We start from the raw sequence: 18,325 nt of genomic DNA on the forward strand, positions 1-18,325 counted from the left end.
GGCCCGAAAGGGCCGTAGGCCCTCAGGGGCGCGGGGAACTGCGCGAGAAGCCCCCACCCACCCGCACCCGCCGACGAAACCCGCACCCCCGAGCTACTAGGCACCCCGGCCCCGTCTCATCCGACGGACGACGTTTCGCCCCCGTTTCGCGGAGCGGATAGGCTCGCGGTCGTGGCTGATATCCAGATCCCCGCTGACATCAAGCCCGCCGACGGACGTTTCGGCGCGGGCCCCTCCAAGGTGCGGACGGAGGCGCTGGACGCCCTGGCCGCGACCGGTACCTCTCTGCTCGGCACCTCCCACCGCCAGGCCCCGGTGAAGAACCTGGTCGGCCAGGTCCGCGCGGGCATCAGCGAGCTGTTCTCCCTCCCCGAGGGCTACGAGGTCGTCCTCGGCAACGGCGGCTCCACCGCGTTCTGGGACGTCGCGACGCACGGCCTGATCGAGAACAAGAGCCAGCACCTGACCTTCGGCGAGTTCAGCTCGAAGTTCGCCAAGGCCGCGAAGCTCGCCCCCTGGCTCGCCGAGCCGACGGTCGTCTCCTCCGACCCCGGCACGCACCCCGAGCCGCAGGCCGAGGCGGGCGTCGACGTCTACGCCTTCACCCACAACGAGACCTCGACCGGTGTCGCCGCCCCCATCAAGCGCGTGTCCGGCGCCGACGAGGGCGCCCTCGTCCTGGTCGACGCCACGTCCGGCGCCGGCGGCCTGCCCGTCGACATCACCGAGACCGACGTCTACTACTTCGCCCCGCAGAAGTCCTTCGCCTCCGACGGCGGCCTCTGGATCGGCGTCTTCTCCCCGGCCGCCATCGAGCGCGCCGAGCGGATCCACGCCTCCGGCCGGCACGTCCCGGAGTTCTTCAGCCTGCCGACGGCGATCGACAACTCCCGCAAGAACCAGACGTACAACACCCCGGCGCTCGCCACCCTCTTCCTGCTGAACCAGCAGCTGGAGTGGATCAACGGCCAGGGCGGTCTGAGCTGGTCGACGGCCCGGACGAAGGACTCCTCGACCCGGCTGTACACCTGGGCGGAGGAGAGCAAGTACGCGAGCCCGTTCGTCACGGACGCGGCCAAGCGCTCCCAGGTCATCGGCACGATCGACTTCTCTGACGAGATCGACGCCGCCGCCGTCGCCAAGGTCCTGCGCGCCAACGGCATCGTCGACACCGAGCCCTACCGCAAGCTCGGCCGCAACCAGCTCCGTGTCGCCATGTTCCCGGCGATCGACCCGGCGGACGTCGAGGCCCTCACCAAGTGCGTCGACTACGTGATCGAGAAGCTCTGACCACGATCACTCCCGTATGACACCGAAGGGCGCCCGGCAGCACGTGCTGCCGGGCGCCCTTCGCGTTCTTCAGCGTGACGGTGACGCTCAGCCGCGGTAGCCGAGGATGTCGTGCAGGGTCTCACCGCCGGTCGCGGCCGGCCCCTGCGTGCTCAGCGTCGACTGGGCGGAAGCCTCCTGCGGGGCCGCGGGCTTCGGGTCGGCCAGCTTCTTGCAGGTGGCGTCGACCTTGCCCTTGCCGTGCGGCACCTTGCCGTTGGTGAGGTAGGTGGCCAGGTACTTGTCGAGGCAGCTGTTGCCGCTCAGCGTGATGCCGTGGTTGCCGCCGCCCTGCTCGACGACCAGGCTGGAGTTCTTGAGCAGCTTGTGGACGGTGACACCGCCCTGGTACGGGGTGGCCGCGTCGTCCGTGGCCTGGAAGAGCAGCGTCGCCGGGAGCTTGCTGTTGGCGACGTTCACCGGCTTCAGCGACTTGGTCGGCCAGAACGCGCACGGCGCGTTGTACCAGGCGTTGTTCCAGGTCATGAAGGGCGCCTTCTTGTAGACGGCCCAGTTGTCCTTCTGCCACTTCTTCCAGTCGCGCGGCCAGGACGCGTCACGGCACTGCACCGAGGTGTAGACGCTGTAGCCGTTGTCGCCGGAGGAGTCGACGGCGGCGAAGTTCTGGTACGCCTCGACCAGCGGGTCACCGTTCTTGTCGCCCACGTAGGCCGCGAACGCCTCGGCGAGGAAGGGCCAGTAGCCGTTGTAGTAGCCGCCGGGGAGGAAGGTGTCCTCCAGCTCGGAGGCGCCCACCTTCACCTTGCCGCCGACCGGCTTCTTGGCCAGCTCGGCCCGCATGGCGTACCACTTGGCCTCGACCTTCTTCGGGTCGGTGCCGAGCTTGTACGTGGAGTTGTACTTGGCGACCCACTTCATGAACGCCTTGTGGCGCTTGTCGAAGGCGTAGTCCTGGTCGAGGTTGTCCTCGTACCAGACGCCGGTCGGGTCGACGATCGAGTCGAGCACCAGGCGGCGTACACGCTCGGGGTAGAGCTTCGCGTAGACCGCGCCGAGGTAGGTGCCGTACGAGTAGCCGAAGTAGTTGATCTTCTTGGCGCCGAGGGCCTTGCGGATCGAGTCCAGGTCCTTCACGGCGCTGACCGTGTTGATGTACGGCAGAACGTCCTTGTGCTTCGTGCCGCAGGCCTTGGCGAAGGACCGGGCGCGCTCGATGTTCGCCTTCTCTATCGCGGCCGTGCTGGGCACGGAGTCCGGGCGCACCGGGTTGAAGTACCCGGGCTTGCAGTTGAGGGCGGGCTTGCTGGCGCCCACACCACGCGGGTCGAAGCCGATGACGTCGTACTGGGACGCGACCTTCTTCGGCAGCGAGGAGGCGACGAATCCGGCCAGCGTCAGACCGCTGCCGCCGGGGCCGCCCGGGTTGACCAGGAGCGGGCCCTGGTACGTCTTCGAGGTGTGCGGCACGCGGGACAGCGCCAGCGTGATCTTCTTCCCGCTCGGCTTCGCGTAGTCGAGCGGCACCTTCACCGACGCGCACTGCAGCGTCGGGTAGTTGTCCGTGGCGCACTTCTTCCAGGCGACCTTCGCCGCGGCGGCCTGGACGGTGTTCGCGGCGGGCGACCCGCTCGCGTTGGCGGGCACGGCGCTGAGCGTCCCGGCCAGGACGACACCGGCGCCGCACAGCACGGCTGCGCTTCTTCTCATGGAGTTCTCTCGCAACGGTGAGGGGGGTTCACGGGCCGCGGGTACGCGGCCCGTGCGGCATGGTTCCCGAAGACCACACCCCGCAAGAACTCATTCGACCAAGACTTGACCGAATTGAGTCATTGCTTACTCTCAACTGCTTCACAGAAAGGGGCAGTTACCCCCATCCTGGACACGCCCCTCACAGCACGGGGAGCCTCAGGACGCGCTCCCGGCACACCCCTCTCAGGCCGCCGCGCAGCTCACGCTCGGCACACCTCCGCCCCCGGGCGCGCCCCCGAAGCCGAAGCTCGCCGAAGCGCCCGCCGCGAGCGCCCCGTTGTGGGCCGCGTTGGTCGCCGTGACCGTCGCCCCGCTCTGGGTGTGGGAGGCGTTCCACATGTTCGTCACCCGCTGGGAGCCGGGCCAGGTCCAGGTCACCTTCCAGGAACCGATCGCGGTCGCGGAGGTGTTGGTGACCTTCACCTCGGCGTTGAAGCCACTGCCCCAGTCGCTGCTGACGGTGTAGGCGGCGGTGCAGGCGGGCGTCCCGCCGCCCGGGTCACCGGGGTCACCGGGATCCTCCGGGTCGCCGGGACCGGTGCCCCCGCCGGGCGGGAAGCCGGGGGCCTTGATGCTCGCCAGGTAGCCGTCCTTGACCGTGTCCACGGTCTGCCAGTCGTCCTTCAGGATGCCGCCGGTGTCACCGGAGTTGGGGTTCCAGGACCAGAAGGTCCAGTGGAAGGAGTCCGCGCCGTTGGCGGAGGTCGAGCGCAGATAGGTCACCAGCGCCGCCAGCCAGCGCTGGTCGACGGTGGACTGGAGGGTCGTGCCGAACTCACCGAGCCACACCGGCGCGATGTTCTGCTTGAAGATGTAGCCCCAGTACCTGTCCCAGACGCCCGGCATGTTGGCCGGGAAGGACGGATCGCTGAACCAGCTCTGCTGGGCGACGCTCGTGGCGTAGTCGTGGGCCGAGTACACCACCCGGTTGGGCACGTCCAGCTGGACGGGGTACTGGGCCACGCCCATCAGATTGCCGCCCCACCAGCCCGAGACTCCGTTGAACGACTGGACGCCCTCGACGAGGATCAGCAGTTCGGGGTTGACGGACAGGACCGCGTTCCCGGCGCGCTGGGCGGCCAGCCGCCAGTCCCTGGCCGTGTCGCCGCAGCCCCAGCAGGCGGGATCGTGGGGCTCGTTGTGCAGGTCGATGCCGACGACGGTCGGGTTGCCCTTGTAACGGGTGGCCAGCGCCTTGAGGTTGGTGATCCACGTCGTCTCGGGGACGGCCGAGGTGTACCAGAGGGCCGACTGGCCCGCCGCGTCCGGGCGGTGCCGGTCGAGGATGATCTTCAGGCCGCTCTGACCGGCGTACGCGACGATCTTGTCCAGCACCTGGAGCGAGGTCAGGCCCTGGAGATCGGCGTTCTTGCCGTCGGAGTGGTTGATGCTGTCGGGCAGGGTGCCGGGCTTGAGGATGTCGTCGCTGTAGGGCATCCGGATGGTGTTGTAGCCCAGCGACTTCATCTGGTCGATCATGCTCTTGTAGTCGCGGGACCAGAGGCCGTGGGTGACGTGGTTGGCGGTCTCGAAGCCGAACCAGTTGACACCGGCGATACGGACGGACTGACCGTTCGCGTCCAGGATCTGCCGGCCGCTGGTGCGCCAGTAACCGGCACCGGCCTCGGCCACGGCGGCCTTCTCGGCCGCACCAGTCACACCGGCCGCCGCGTGCGCGCCGCCGGCCAGGGGCAGCGTGAGCACGGCGGCGGCCGCGCACAGGGCGCCCAGGGTTCTCCGTAAGCTGCGGAACATAGCGCTGCTTCCTCCTCGGGAGGCGCGGGGCCGGAACAGAGTGGGAGCGCTCCCACTCCCCGCACCTCCCATGGAAGACAGATCGCATGAACACGTCAAGGCGTCCGGCGTCACCTGATACACCGGACGCCCCTGAGCGTGCTCACCGGCTCACCGGCTCACCGGCTCAGCTTCTGGAACCTCCGCACCGCCAGCGGCAGGAAGACCAGCGTCAGCACCACCGGCCACACCCCGGCCATCAGCAGCGCGTTCTCCTCGATCCAGGAGTCACCGCCGCCGACCGGTGTGCCGAACAGGTCGCGGGTCGCGGCTGCCGTGGAGGAGATCGGGTTCCAGGCGGCGATCCAGCCCAGCCAGTCCGGCATGAGCTGCGGGGCGACGAAGATGCTGGAGATCATGGTCAGCGGGAAGGCGACCGCGAAGAGACCGCCCGCCGCCTCCGGGTTGGGCACCAGCAGCCCCAGCCAGACGCCGATCCAGATGAGCGCGAAGCGCAGCCAGAGCAGCAGGCCGAACGCGGCCAGGAAGCCGAGGCCCGCGTCCGGACGCCAGCCCATCGCGAGAGCCGTCAGCATCATGATGGCCAACTCGGCACAGGCGACGAGGAGATCGGTGACACCGCGCCCCGCGACCACCGCCGACGGCGTCATCGGCATGGAGCGGAACCGGTCGATGACGCCCTTGGTGGAGTCGTAGACCACGAGGGTCGCCGTGTTGATGAACCCGAAGGCCATCGTCATGACGAACATCCCCGGCATCAGGAAGTCCCGGTAGTCCCCGCCGCCGGGCACCTGCATGGCGCTGCCGAAGACATAGCCGTAGAGGAGGACGGAGAGGATCGGGAAGCCCAACTGCCAGGCGATGTTGACCGGTTGGCGCCGGTAGTGGGTGAGGCCGCGGCGGACGATGTTCCAGACGTCGGCCAGCACCCAGTACGTACGGCCGTGCCCGCTCGACACGTCCAGGTCGACGGCGCTCGTGGCGACGCTCCTGGCGGCGACGGCGTTCGGGTCGACGGTGGTCATGCGGCGGCCCCCTCGGCCTTCTCGTCGGTCTTCTCCGTGCGGTGGCCGGTCAGGCGCAGGAACACGTCGTCCAGGCTGGGCCTGCGCAGGCCGATGTCCTCGACCCGTACGCCCTCGTCCTGGAGGGTGCGGGCCACCTCGGTGAGGGCCGCGACACGGTCGGTCACGCGCGCGTGGACCCGCAACTCCGTCTCGTCCGACTCCGGTTCACCGTCCGAGACCCGGGCGACGACCTTCACCGCGCGCGGGATGTCGGCGCGCTCGGCGACGACGACCTCGATGCGGTCGCCGCCGACCGTGCTCTTCAGCCCGTCCGGGGTGTCGTCCGCGATGGCCCGGCCCTGGTCGATGACGGTGATGCGCGAGGCGAGGCGGTCGGCCTCCTCCAGATACTGCGTGGTGAGCAGCACGGTCGTACCGCTCGCCACCAACGCCCTTACGGATTCCCAGACTTCGCCCCGGCTGCGCGGGTCGAGGCCGGTCGTCGGCTCGTCGAGGAAGAGGACGGCCGGGGCGAGGATCATCGACGCGGCGAGGTCGAGCCGGCGCCGCATGCCGCCGCTGTACTTGCCGACGCCCTTGTCGGCGGCGTCGGTGAGGTCGAACCGGTCGAGCAGCTCGACCGCGCGCAGCTTCGCCCGCTTCCCGCCGAGGTGGAACAGCCGGCCGAACATCTCCAGGTTCTGACGGCCGGTCAGCACCTCGTCCACGGCGGCGTACTGACCCGTCAGGCCGATCCGGGCCCGCACCTCGCGCGGGTCGCGCGCCACGTCGAGGCCGGCCACCGTCGCCCGGCCGCCGTCCAGGCGCAGCAGCGTGGAGAGGATGCGCACGGCGGTGGTCTTGCCCGCGCCGTTCGGGCCGAGCAGGCCGTGCACCGTGCCCTCACGGACGGTGAGGTCGAAGCCGTCCAGCGCGCGTTTCTCCCCGTACCGCTTCTCCAGGCCCTCGGCCCGGACCGCGTATCCGTCACTCATCGAGTCCCCCTCAACAGACTTCCGTCAAGAACTGGGTACACCGTACCCGATTTCGCGTACGACGTACCCAGTTTTTTCGCGAGGACCTAAACTCGGGCGCATGACAAGGGGCAAGAGCGGTACGGCGGGCGGTGCGGCCGGCAGCACCGCGGGCGGTACGGAGACCAGCGGCAGCGGCGACATCGTCCGCACCCAGCAACTGCTCTGGGACACCGGCCCGCGCCCCAGCCGCGGCCCCAAGCCGGGGCTCACGCTGGACCGGATCGTGGAGGCGGCCGTGCGGGTCGCCGACACGGAGGGGCTGCACGCCCTCTCCATGCGCCGGGTCGCCACCGAACTCGGCACCGGGACCATGTCCCTGTACCGCTACCTCCCCGGCAAGGGCGAACTGCTCGACCTGATGCTCGACCGCGTCCAGCGGCCTTCGGAGAACCCCGCCGACCTCGGCGACGGCAGCTGGCGCTCGGCCCTGGAGGCCATGGGCCGCGCCACCCTGGCCCTGTACCGCCGCCATCCCTGGCTGCTCCAGGTCAACCAGTCCCGCCCGGTCCTCGGGCCGAGCGCGCTGGACGGCATGGAGAAGGTGCTCGCCCGCATCAATTCCACGGGGCTGACCGACCCCGAACTGGTCTCCGCGATCGCCGCCGTGGACGGCTATGTCGTCGGCGCCGCCCGCACCCAGCTGTACGCGCAGGAGGCGGAACACCGCACCGGCCTCACCGACGCGGAGTTCTGGCAGGCCCAGGCACCCGTCCTCGAAGAGCTGATGCTCTCCGGCCGCTACCCCGTCCTCGCGGGCCTCTCCGAGGACACCTTCTCCTCGGACTTCGACCACTTCGAGTTCGGGCTACAGCGCCTCCTGGACGGGCTGGAGGCGTTCGTCACGCGGCGACGCGAGGAGGCGGCGACGCAGGCTCGCGACTAGCGACGGGCGACGGGCGGGCAGCGTTGCGCGGATAGAGGACAGGAGGCGGCGGCCGGCGGGCGGCGGGCGGCGGGCGGATACGAACGTCACGGCCGCCGATGGTCGTCGCTCAGGACGACGGGCGGCGGAGCAGGCGGCGGAAGCCCCATACGACGGCGACCGCGCCGGCCACGGCGAGCGCGCCGACCTTCAGGGTCGAGCCGTCGCCCTCGCCGTCGGCGGTGGTCGTGCCGGAACCGCCCCCGTCGGAGGAGGACGAGCCGGAGCCGTCGCTCCCGGAGCCGCCGCCGGGCACGTCCCGCGCGACGACCGAGCTGCCGGACCCCTCACTGCCGTACATGATCTTCGAGCCGTCGGTACGGAAGGTCACCGACTCCCCCTGCCGTTGCAGGGGCACGCTCAGCCGCTCGACCTTCTTGATCTTGCCGCCGTTCCAGTCGTAGAGGATGCCGCCGAAGTACGCGCGCAGGGCGAGCTGCTTGCCGTCCGGCGAGAACGCGCCGTCCGTGACCTCCAGATCGGGGACGGACGCGACCTTCTTGAACACATTGGTGCCGGAGGACGACAGCTCCGCCGGGCCCTCGTACAGCGATCCGCCCGCCTCGTTCTTGTCGGCGATGTAGACCCGCCCGGTCTTCGGATGCACCATCAGCGCCTCCGCGTCCCGCGCCCCGTCCTCGTACTTCACGACGTACTGCGTGGCCTTGAGCGTCTGGTCCTTCAGCTCCTTCGGCTCCGGCAGCTCGTAGATCCACACATACGCCCAGGTGCCGCCGAGGTTGTCACCGATGTCACCGACGTAGAGCTTGTCGCCGGGGCCCATCGAGATCGCCTCGACGTCCCTCGGGGTGCCGACGCCCGTCATCGTGACCGTGGCGACCGTCTTGCCCGTCCTGCTGTCGACGGCGTAGAGGAACGCCCCGTCGTCGCTGTCGTTGTGGGTCCAGTAGACCCCCGGGTGCTGCCGGGACGCGGCGAGACCGCTCGACTCGGTGATCCGCGAGTCCTGCATCGTGAACCCGTCGTCGTCGGCGACCGCGGGCGCGGCCGGGAGGGCGGCGAGCAGGAGCGCGGCGAGACCCGCGAGACCGGTGCGGGCCGCGAGGAACCGGCGGAACGGGCGGACCCGGCGGAGGGGGTGCGGGCGGTTGAGGGGGCGACGGCGCATGGGGCCAAGCCTGCCATCTCGCTCCGCTGGGTGGGGTGGGGGAGCGTCGTGGGGGGACGGGTGCGTTGTCGGGTGCGGGCCCGGTGGGGCTTCTCGCGCAGTTCCCCGCGCCCCTGGAGGAGCCGGGGCTGCGCCCCTTGATCCTCCAGGGGCCACGTGGCGGGGTTCACAGGGTTGTTCTTCGCCAGAGGTCGTACCCGTCGGTAGCCATCGTTCATGATGAGCGGATGCTCAGGTTCATGCCCGTAGGCGACTCCATGACGATCGGCAGCGCCGGCGAACACACATGGCGCTACCGCTTCTGGCAGCACCTGCGCGCGACGTACGACGGCCCCTTCGGGATCGTCGGGCCGCGCGAGACGCTCTACGACAAGGCGACGGACGCCCCGACGTCGTACGAGTACGCCGACACCGACCCGCGTTTCCCCCGCGCCCACCTCGCGGGCTGGGGCGAGGGCTGGCTCCACATGGCCCCGCTGATCGCCGACGCGGTCCGCACCCACCGGGCCGACGTCCTCCTCGTCTCCCTCGGCCTCATCGACCTGGGCTTCTACACCAACGCCGAGCAGACCGCCGAGAACACCCGCCGCTTCGTCGAGGCCGCCCGCGAGGCAGCCCCGCACATCCGCATGGTCCTCCTGCCGGTCACCCCGAACGTCCGCGCCGAGTCCGACGCCCCGTTCGCCGCCGAGGTCGCCCGCTTCAACGAACTCCTCGCCAAGACGGCCGCCGACCTCGACGAACCCCGCTCACCCCTCCTGCTGGCGTCCCCGCCCCCGTCGTACGACATCCACCGGGACACCTACGACGGCACCCACCCCAACGCCTCCGGCGAACACAAGATCGCGGCGACCTTCACGAACGCGATGCACGAGGCATGGGACCTGGGAGGACCGTACGAACTGCCGTACTCCTGAGCCGTCGTACTCCGGCACCCCCGCTTGATCCGTCGCCCCGCGCTCGCTTGGATGTCCCGGTCGGACGCGGCGGCGAGGGATGCGGGGCGGGGCGGATGACGCGGGGCGAGGGGCTGGCGCGGGAGTTCCGGTGGCTGTGGGCGGCGTACACGGTCAGCGCGTTCGGGACCCGGCTGTCGTTCGACGCGCTCCCCCTGATCGCGGTGCTGGTCCTGCACGTCGGCCCCACGGAGGTCTCGGCGCTGGCGGCCACCGGGCTCGCGGTGGGCGCGGCCGTGGCCGTACCGCTCGGCCCCTGGGTGGAGTTCCGCCGCAAGCGTCCGGTGATGATCACGATGGACCTGGTCCGCTGCGCGACCCTGCTGTCCGTACCCGTCGCCTACGCCCTCGACCTGCTCACCTTCCCCCAACTCCTCCTGGTCTCCATGGTCGTCGCGGTGGCCGACATCACCTTCACCGCGGCGAGCGGCGCGTATCTGAAGTTCCTGGTCCCCCAGGAGCACCTCGTGGACGCCAACGGCCGCTTCGAGGCCACGACCTGGACCACGACCATGCTCGGCCCGCCCCTCGGCGGCGCCGCGATGGGCCTCTTCGGCCCGGTCGTCACCGTGCTGGTCGACGCCGGCAGCTACGTCCTCTCGGCCATCGGCATCCGAGCGATCGGCGACAAGGAGCCACACCCGACCCGTCCGACCCGCTCGACGCAACCGGACCCCGTCACGAAGCCGACCACGACGCCGGCCCCGACGCCGACCACGGGCATCACACCCCGCCTCCGCGCGGGGGATCTCCTCGACGGCTGGCGGTACATCCTCCGCGACCGGTCCCTGCGCCCCCTCTTCCTCAACTCCGTCCTGGTCAACGCCCTGATCATGGCCCCGGCGCCGCTGCTGGTGATCCTCATGGTGGGTCAACTCGGCTTCGCGCCCTGGCAGTACGGCCTCGCCTTCGCCGTCCCGTGCGTCGGCGGCCTGATCGGCTCGCGCCTCTCGCGCCGTCTGGTCGCCCGGCACGGCCAGGACAAGGTGATCCGGGTCGCCGGCACGCTGCGGGTGTGCTGGCCGCTGGGGCTGGCGTTCATCGGCGCGGGCCCGGCCGGCCTCGCGCTCGTCATGGTCGTCGAGTTCGGACTGATCACCTGCATCGCGGTCTTCAACCCCGTGCTGGCCGCCGAGCGCCTCACCCGGACCCCGGCGGACCGCGTCGCCCGCACCCTCACCGCCTGGTCCGTCACCGGCAAGCTCACCATCGCCGCCCTGACGGCCCTGTGGGGCCTCCTCGCGGCCGCCACCACCCCCCGCACCGCGATCGCCGCGGCGGGCCTGCTCCTCCTGACGACCCCGTTGCTCCTCCGCACGCCTCGCGCGGACGCCCCCGCCTCACGGAGCGCCGCGACCGAGAGCCCTCGCGCCCCGGATCCCCGCTGACACCGCGGAGCCCGTCGGGCGACAAGCGTGCGCGTCGGCATCTCTCCCGCTTGCCTAGAGCGCACTCCACCGTTTTGGCTGGACAGTCATGAAGTACACACAGCTCGGACGCACAGGCCTCAAGGTCAGCCGACTGGTCCTCGGCACGATGAACTTCGGTCCGCAGACGGACGAAGCCGACAGCCACGCGATCATGGACGCGGCGCTGGACGCGGGCATCAACTTCTTCGACACGGCGAACGTCTACGGCTGGGGCGAGAACAAGGGCCGTACCGAGAGCATCATCGGGAACTGGTTCGCGCAGGGCGGCGACCGCCGCGACAAGGTCGTCCTCGCGACCAAGGTGTACGGCAACATGGCGGCCTCGGCCGACTCCTGGCCCAACCACGACAAGCTCTCCGCGCTGAACATCCGGCGGGCGGTCGACGCCAGTCTGAAGCGGCTGCGGACCGACTACATCGACGTCTACCAGTTCCACCACATCGACCGCGCCACGCCCTTCGAGGAGATCTGGCAGGCCGTCGACGTACTCGTGCGGCAGGGCAAGATCCTGTACGCCGGCTCGTCCAACTTCCCCGGCTACAAGATCGCCCAGGCCAACGAGATCGCCGCCCGACACGGCGGCACCATCGGCCTCGTCAGCGAGCAGTGCCTCTACAACCTCGCCGAGCGCCGCGCCGAGATGGAGGTCATCCCGGCCGCGCAGGAGTACGGCCTCGGCGTCATCCCCTGGTCACCGCTGCACGGCGGGCTGCTCGGCGGCGTGATCAGGAAGGAGGCCGAGGGCGGTCGCCGCTCCTCCGGCCGGGCCGCCGACGCCCTCGCCGACAGCGCCGTACGCGCCCAGATCCAGGCGTACGAGGACCTGCTCGACAAGCACGGCGTCGAACCGGGCGAGGCCGCCCTCGCCTGGCTCCTCACCCGCCCCGGGGTCACCGGCCCGATCGTCGGCCCCCGTACGGCCCAGCAGCTCGACTCCGCGATCCGCGCGTCCGAGCTGACCCTGAGCGAGGAGCTCCTGACCGCCCTGGACGAGATCTTCCCGGGTCCGGGCCCGTCCCCGGAGGCCTTCGCCTGGTGACCGCCGGCCGCCCCTGAGCACTGAGCACCAGGGGCACGGGGAACCGCGCGACCAGCTCCACCGTGCCGCACGCCGGCCCGGTCGGCGGTTCCCCGACGGCTCCCGGAGGGCTTCGGACGGCTCCGCGACGGCTCCCGGACGCGCACGCACGCCGGGACGCGACGGTCACCTGCCGAGCGCCGCCGCGACAGCCACCACCGCGAACATCAGCACGAGCACACCGGCCATGATCCGGTTACGGGTCTTCGGGTCCACACCCCGAGCCTAACCGGCGGCCCGAACGGTCATCCGGCCGCCCCGAGCCCCCACCGCGCCACCGCCTCGTACCGCGGCTGCTCGCCCGCCACCCCGGAGGCCGGCAGACGGCTGCGCACCAACGCCAGGTCGGACACCGTCCACGAACTCCCCGCGAAGGCGTCGAGCACGGCGACGTGCGGCCGTACGTCGATGTCCGCCCGGCTGCGGGCCACCGTCAGATGGGGCGTGTACCGGCGGTGCTCCCCCATCGGCACCCCGGCCTTCCGCCCCGCCGCCTCCGCCCGGTCGGCCAGCATCCGCAGCGCGCGGACGTCCCCCTCGGCTCCCGCCCACAGGGCCCGCCCGCGCCCGAACCGCCCGCCGCCGCGCACCGCCAGCCGGAACGGCTCGCTCCGGCCCGCGGCCCGCTCCAGCCGCCGCGACAGCTCCGGTACGACGTCCTCCTCGACCTCCCCGTAGAAGGCGAGCGTGAAGTGCCAGCCGGGCGGCGCGGTCCACCGCAACCGGTCCGCGTCGGCCAGCCGCTTCAACTCCCCGACCACCAGGCCGAGTTCCTCGACGACCTCAGGGGGCGGCAACACCGCGGCGAAAAGCCGCACGGTACTCGTCGTACTCATGGCCGCCACCCTTCCAGCCCTAGGGCCCTTCTGATGGATCTCCGTGGGAGAAGGAGCGGCGTCGTGGGGGTCCCTCCCGCTCGAGCGGAGCCGAGAGTGGGGGAGCGTGCGCTCGGCGTGCGGCGTGGAGGGTCTTGTGGCGGAGCCACCTGGCCCTTCGCGGCGTGCGGCGAGCGTGCGTGCCGAACGCCGCGACGCCGCGGAGATCCATCAGAAGGGCCCTAGGCCGCCCGCGTCACGGCGACATCCGCCTGGTCCGCGGCGGCTCGCGGCCGGGGGACGAAGCCGAGCCGGGGATGCCCGTGGTGCCACCGCACCGACAGCCGCATCCCACCGGCCCTGAGCAGGACCAGACCCACGACGACCGTGGCGACCGTGGCGACGACACCGCCGGCGACGAAGCCGAGCCGGGGGCCGTACGCGTCGGTGACCCAGCCGGCGATCGGCGCGCCCAGCGGCGTACCGCCCAGGAAGACCATCATGTAGAGGGCCATGACCCGGCCGCGCATCGCGGGGTCGGTGTTCATCTGGATCGCCGTGTTGGCGGTGACGTTCACCGTCAGGCCGAACATCCCTATCGGCACCATCAGCAGGGCGAAGATCCAGTACGCGGGGGCCAGCGCCGCCACGATCTCCAGCAGGCCGAAGGCGAGCGCGCCGCCGATCAGGACGTGCAGCCGGGCGGTGCCGCGGCGGGCCGCGAGCAGGGCGCCGGCGACGGAGCCGACCGCCATCAGCGTGTTGAAGAGGCTGTACGAGCCGGCGTCCGCGTGGAACACGTCGTCCGCGTAGGCCGAGAGCCAGACGGGGAAGTTGAAGCCGAAGGTGCCGATGAAGCCGACGAGCACGATGGGCCACAGCAGCTCGGGGCGCCCGGCCACATAGCGCAGGCCCTCGCGGAGCTGGCCCTTGGCGCGGGGGGCGGTGCGGACGGGGTGCAGCTCGCGGGTCCGCATCAGCAGCAGGCCGACGATGGGGGCGACGAAGGAGAGGCCGTTGTAGAGGAAGGCCCAGCCCGTGCCGACGGTGGTGATCAGCACACCGGCGACGGCGGGGCCGACGAGACGGGCCGACTGGAAGTTCGCCGAATTGAGGCTGACCGCGTTCTGCAGCTGGTCCGGGCCGACCATCTCGGAGACGAACGACTGCCGGGCCGGGTTGTCGACGACCGTGGCCATGCCCACGGCGAAGGCGGCCACGTACACGTGCCACACCTGCACCTGGTCCGAGATCGTCAGCGCGGCGAGCGCCAGGCCCGTCACCGCCATCGACGTCTGCGTCACGAACAGCAGGCGCCGCTTGGGGAACCGGTCGACGAGCACACCGCCGTAGAGCCCGAACAGCAGCATCGGCAGGAACTGGAGCGCCATGGTCACACCGACGGCCGTGGACGACCCGGTCAGGCTCAGCACCAGCCAGTCCTGGGCGATCCGCTGCATCCAGGTGCCGATGTTCGACACGACCTGCCCGACGAAGAACAGCCGGTAGTTCCGCACCCGCAACGACCGGAACATGGAGACCCGGGCCCCACCGTCCCCCACGGCCGCCGCCCCACCGGGTCCAGCCACCTGCGCCGAAGCGTCGCTGGAAGCGGGGATCCGCTCCGGAGAACCACCGGACGCGGGCTCTTGTACCGGAGCACCGCCGACCGCGGGGTCCTGCGCCCCAGAACCACGAGGCCCGGGAACGGCCGCCGAGCCGCCGATGTGCTCGGGAGCGTCCGCGGCAGGAGCGCCGGACGCGACGGGTGCCGGTACGGGTGCCGGTGCTGGTGCGGAAGAACCGCCCGGCTCGCGAGTGTCCGCCGCGGAACCGCCGGGCTCCCGCACACGCGCCCGACCGTCGGTGTCCGACCGGGCCGTCGCCCCCTCGGCCGCTCGGCCGCCGCCGACCGGCAGGTCGGCCGCCCCCTCGTCGGGTCGGCCGACGCCCACCTTCAGCGCCGCGACGCTCATGTCCAGGCTGCCGGTGGTGACCGGCAGGCAAGCCGACACCTCGGTCTCTCGGCCGGCCATGTCCGGCGGAGCCGGCTCGCTCCTGTGCTGGGGGCCGGCGGTATCCGGTGGGGCCTTGGGGGCGGTGGGGGTGGGCGGGGGCTCGTGGGTGGGCGGGGGTGCGGGGACGGAAGGTGTTCCGGGGCCCGTACTCAAAGGGGTTCGCCTCCTTGCGCGAAACGCGTGTACGTCCTGGGGTTGCGTGAGCCTCACCGCTCCTGTTCTGTCTGCTGGTTTTCGGGTCGACCCATGCCCGCCCCCTGGCGGCGCACAGGCTGTATGCCGGGGCGCACCGGCGGCCGGACCGGCGTGCCGCCACGGCGGCGGCGCACCCGGCGGCCGGGCCCCGGGTCAGAGGTGCGCGAGCTTCTCCAGCACCGGCGCGGCGGTCCGCAGCGCGGCCCACTCCTCCTCGTCGAGGCCCTCCACCAGCGACGTGAGGAACGCGTTGCGCTTGCGCCGGCTCTCCTCCAACATCGCCTCGGCCCGCTCGGTCTGGGTGACCACCTTCTGCCGCCGGTCCTCCGGATGCGGCTCCAGCTTCACCAGCCCCTTGCTCTCCAGCAGGGCGACGATGCGGGTCATCGACGGCGGCTGCACATGCTCCTTGCGGGCCAGCTCACCGGGGGTGGCCGTACCGCAGCGGGCGAGCGTGCCGAGCACCGACATCTCGGTCGGGCTCAGCGACTCGTCGACCCGCTGATGCTTGAGCCGACGGGACAGGCGCATCACGGCGGAACGGAGGGCGTTCACAGCGGCCTCGTCGTCGCCATGGTTCAGGTCAGGCATGTTCTTTAGCCTAACTCATTACCCTCCCTAAAGACCACCGGAACGCCACAGCCGTGCCCGTGAGCCCCGCCACTCATGCCGGTCCAGCCCCTTGGATCACTCATTTGAGTGACTAGTACGCAGAACATGACACGACAGGCCAGAGTGCGCCTGACCCTCGTACACATGGGGACCACTGTGCTCAGCCTGCGGATAGACGGGGAGCTGCTCGACCGGCTCCGGACCCACGCGGCGAAAAGGGGAATGAGCGTCCAGGACTACGTGATCGGGACGCTCATCCGGGACGACTTCGACGAGCGGTTCCAGACCGCCGTCGACGAGACGGAGAAGTTCTACGGGGTCACGTGAGCCCCAGCGCCGGCATCAGGTAGTAGAAGAGGAAGACCGCCGACACCACGTACATCGCGACCGGCACCCCGCGACCCCGCCCCGCGGCCAGGCGCAGCACGACGAAGGTGATAACGCCCATCCCGATGCCGTTGGTGATCGAGTAGGTGAACGGCATCATCACCATCGTCACGAAGGCCGGGACCGCGATCGTGTAGTCGGCCCAGTCGATCTCGCGGACGGAGTTCGCGAGGATCAGGAACCCGACCGCGAGCAGCGCCGGAGTGGCCGCCTGGGAGGGGACCATCGTGGCGACCGGGGTGAGGAACAGCGCGACCGCGAACAGCGCGCCGGTCACCACGTTCGCGAACCCGGTGCGCGCCCCCTCGCCCACACCCGCCGTGGACTCCACGAAGCAGGTCGTGGCGGACGAGGAGCTGGCACCACCGGCCGCGACGGCGATGCCGTCGACGAAGAGCACCTTGTTGATGCCCGGCAGCTGACCGTCCGCGTCGGTCAGCTTGGCCTCGTCGCCGACGCCCATGATCGTGCCCATCGCGTCGAAGAAGCACGACAGCAGCACCGTGAAGACGAAGAGGACGCCCGTCAGCAGGCCCACCTTGCCGAAGCCGCCGAAGAGACTGACCTCGCCGAGCAGCCCGAAGTCGGGGGTCGCGACCGGGTTGCCGGGCCACTTCGGGGTGGTCAGACCCCAGGACCCGGCCGGCAGCTTGGCGACGGCCTCGACGACCACCGCGAGCAGCGTCATCGCGACGATCGAGATGAGGATCGCGCCCGGCACCTTGCGCACGATCAGCGCGAGCGTCAGCAGCGCGCCGAGGACGAAGACGAGCACCGGCCAGCCGTTGAGATGCCCGTCCGCGCCGAGCTGGAGCGGCACGGTCGTGTGCGCGGCGTCCGGGATCCGGGTGACGAAGCCGGCGTCGACCAGCCCGATCAGCATGATGAACAGGCCGATGCCGATGGAGATGCCCTTGCGCAGGCCCAGTGGCACGGCGTTCATGACGCGTTCCCGCAGTCCCGTCGCGACCAGCAGCATCACGACGAAACCGGCCAGCACCACCATGCCCATCGCGTCCGGCCACGACATGCGCGGCGCGAGCTGGAGGGCGACGACCGTGTTCACACCGAGCCCCGCCGCCAGCGCGATCGGCACATTGCCGATGACACCCATGAGAAGAGTGGTGAAGGCGGCGGTGACCGCGGTGGCGGTGACCAGCTGGCCGTAGTCCAGCTGGTGCCCGTACATGTCCTTCGCGCTGCTCAGGATGATCGGGTTGAGCACGATGATGTACGCCATCGCGAAGAAGGTGGCGAACCCGCCCCGGATCTCGCGCGACAGCGTGCTGCCGCGCTCCGTGATCCGGAAATGGCGGTCGAGGGTGGCAAGGGTGCCCTGCGGGGACATGCGAGACCTCATCCCCAACAGACCACCCGGGGCCCGGGGCGTTGTTGGAGTTTTCTACGAACAGAAGTGGCCAGCCAGAAACCGTTTCAGTATGAACATACATTCCGGCGAATGCCATCTCCGCGCGTAGACCCGCGCGCCTCGTAAGCTGTGCCCATGGCGAAGTGGACCCCCAAGCACGAGGCGCCGGAGCCCCTGGAGGGGCCCGTGGTCGCGACCATCACCGGCGGCACGATCCTGTGGTTCGTTCTCTTCGTCGTCCAGCTCCCGTTCTACGGCTGGTTCGAGGACCACGGGCGCACCTGGTGGATCTGGACCTGCCTCGCGGGCGGCGGGCTCGGCCTCTACGGCATCTGGTTCGTGCGCAAGCGGGACGCGGCCATCAAGCGGGACGCGGCCATCAAGCGGGACGCGGCCGCCAAGGAGAACGCGGCCGCCAAGGACGGCGCGGCCACCGGGGAGGACACCGAAGCCGCCGGCACGGCACCCGCCGAGTAGACGCCCTCCACTCGCCGAACAGCCGCCCCCCACCCGGTCGTCCGGCAGGCCGGACGCTCCCGTACGACCACGGCACCACACCACGCCCCTCCCCGTCCT

The 18,325-nt window shown here is 70.8% G+C and carries 16 protein-coding genes; 7 read left to right on the plus strand and 9 right to left on the minus strand.

Going from position 1 to position 18,325, the window contains the following annotated elements; translation table 11 throughout:
* Positions 1-171: 171 nt before the first annotated feature.
* The gene (gene serC, locus HW837_RS31155; protein ID WP_045556061.1) at positions 172-1,290 is read left to right on the plus strand and encodes a phosphoserine transaminase; all 1,119 of its coding nucleotides are present in this window, start codon (positions 172-174) and stop codon (positions 1,288-1,290) included.
* An 87-nt stretch (positions 1,291-1,377) separates the two neighbouring features.
* On the opposite strand, the gene HW837_RS31160 is transcribed toward serC, so the two are convergent.
* From HW837_RS31160 to HW837_RS31175, 4 genes are all read right to left on the minus strand, one after another.
* Positions 1,378-2,997: an alpha/beta hydrolase gene (locus HW837_RS31160; protein WP_045556060.1), complete on the minus strand. Its 1,620-nt coding sequence runs from the start codon at positions 2,995-2,997 to the stop codon at positions 1,378-1,380.
* Positions 2,998-3,222: 225 nt separating this feature from the next.
* Positions 3,223-4,794 carry a cellulase family glycosylhydrolase gene (locus HW837_RS31165; protein WP_093789831.1) on the minus strand — a complete coding sequence of 524 codons (1,572 nt, stop codon included), beginning with the start codon at positions 4,792-4,794 and terminating at the stop codon, positions 3,223-3,225.
* Positions 4,795-4,952: 158 nt separating this feature from the next.
* The gene (locus tag HW837_RS31170; RefSeq protein ID WP_045556058.1) at positions 4,953-5,819 is read right to left on the minus strand and encodes an ABC transporter permease; all 867 of its coding nucleotides are present in this window, start codon (positions 5,817-5,819) and stop codon (positions 4,953-4,955) included.
* Complete coding sequence (locus HW837_RS31175) at positions 5,816-6,796, minus strand: daunorubicin resistance protein DrrA family ABC transporter ATP-binding protein (RefSeq protein ID WP_045556057.1); 981 nt, start codon at positions 6,794-6,796, stop codon at positions 5,816-5,818. The genes HW837_RS31170 and HW837_RS31175 overlap by 4 nt, the downstream gene beginning before the upstream one ends.
* 100 nt (positions 6,797-6,896) lie before the next feature.
* Between HW837_RS31175 and HW837_RS31180 the strand changes: the two genes are divergently transcribed.
* Positions 6,897-7,721: a TetR/AcrR family transcriptional regulator gene (locus tag HW837_RS31180; RefSeq protein ID WP_093789832.1), complete on the plus strand. Its 825-nt coding sequence runs from the start codon at positions 6,897-6,899 to the stop codon at positions 7,719-7,721.
* Positions 7,722-7,830: 109 nt separating this feature from the next.
* Here HW837_RS31180 and HW837_RS31185 read toward each other — a convergent pair whose 3' ends face one another.
* Entirely contained in the window at positions 7,831-8,889 is a 1,059-nt protein-coding gene (locus HW837_RS31185) for a WD40 repeat domain-containing protein (RefSeq protein ID WP_237270455.1), read from the minus strand.
* A 227-nt stretch (positions 8,890-9,116) separates the two neighbouring features.
* Here HW837_RS31185 and HW837_RS31190 point away from each other — a divergent pair, with 227 nt between their 5' ends.
* From HW837_RS31190 to HW837_RS31200, 3 genes are all read left to right on the plus strand, one after another.
* Complete coding sequence (locus tag HW837_RS31190; protein ID WP_045556055.1) at positions 9,117-9,806, plus strand: SGNH/GDSL hydrolase family protein; 690 nt, start codon at positions 9,117-9,119, stop codon at positions 9,804-9,806.
* 95 nt (positions 9,807-9,901) lie between these two features.
* Positions 9,902-11,233 carry an MFS transporter gene (locus tag HW837_RS31195; RefSeq protein WP_045556054.1) on the plus strand — a complete coding sequence of 444 codons (1,332 nt, stop codon included), beginning with the start codon at positions 9,902-9,904 and terminating at the stop codon, positions 11,231-11,233.
* 88 nt (positions 11,234-11,321) lie between these two features.
* Positions 11,322-12,314 (plus strand): aldo/keto reductase, encoded by a 993-nt coding sequence (locus HW837_RS31200; RefSeq protein ID WP_045556053.1) that lies wholly within the window; start codon positions 11,322-11,324, stop codon positions 12,312-12,314.
* A gap of 284 nt (positions 12,315-12,598) precedes the next feature.
* On the opposite strand, the gene thpR is transcribed toward HW837_RS31200, so the two are convergent.
* From thpR to HW837_RS31215, 3 genes are all read right to left on the minus strand, one after another.
* Complete coding sequence (thpR, locus tag HW837_RS31205) at positions 12,599-13,171, minus strand: RNA 2',3'-cyclic phosphodiesterase (protein ID WP_045556387.1); 573 nt, start codon at positions 13,169-13,171, stop codon at positions 12,599-12,601.
* A gap of 239 nt (positions 13,172-13,410) precedes the next feature.
* Positions 13,411-14,703: an MFS transporter gene (locus HW837_RS31210; RefSeq protein ID WP_193382469.1), complete on the minus strand. Its 1,293-nt coding sequence runs from the start codon at positions 14,701-14,703 to the stop codon at positions 13,411-13,413.
* Positions 14,704-15,534: 831 nt separating this feature from the next.
* Positions 15,535-15,972: a MarR family winged helix-turn-helix transcriptional regulator gene (locus HW837_RS31215; protein ID WP_045556052.1), complete on the minus strand. Its 438-nt coding sequence runs from the start codon at positions 15,970-15,972 to the stop codon at positions 15,535-15,537.
* Between the two features lie 165 nt (positions 15,973-16,137).
* On the opposite strand from HW837_RS31215, the gene HW837_RS31220 reads away from it, so the two are divergent.
* The gene (locus tag HW837_RS31220; RefSeq protein WP_045556385.1) at positions 16,138-16,320 is read left to right on the plus strand and encodes a hypothetical protein; all 183 of its coding nucleotides are present in this window, start codon (positions 16,138-16,140) and stop codon (positions 16,318-16,320) included.
* Here HW837_RS31220 and HW837_RS31225 read toward each other — a convergent pair.
* Positions 16,313-17,728: an NCS2 family permease gene (locus tag HW837_RS31225; RefSeq protein ID WP_060884251.1), complete on the minus strand. Its 1,416-nt coding sequence runs from the start codon at positions 17,726-17,728 to the stop codon at positions 16,313-16,315. The two genes, HW837_RS31220 and HW837_RS31225, sit on opposite strands and share 8 nt — an antisense overlap.
* Before the next feature lie 156 nt (positions 17,729-17,884).
* Between HW837_RS31225 and HW837_RS31230 the strand changes: the two genes are divergently transcribed.
* On the plus strand, positions 17,885-18,226 hold the full coding sequence (locus HW837_RS31230) for a DUF2530 domain-containing protein (RefSeq protein WP_193382460.1): 342 nt from the start codon (positions 17,885-17,887) through the stop codon (positions 18,224-18,226).
* Positions 18,227-18,325 lie beyond the last annotated feature (99 nt).

Origin of the sequence: Streptomyces caniscabiei, assembly GCF_014930365.1 — a bacterium.
GTDB lineage: Bacteria > Actinomycetota > Actinomycetes > Streptomycetales > Streptomycetaceae > Streptomyces > Streptomyces caniscabiei.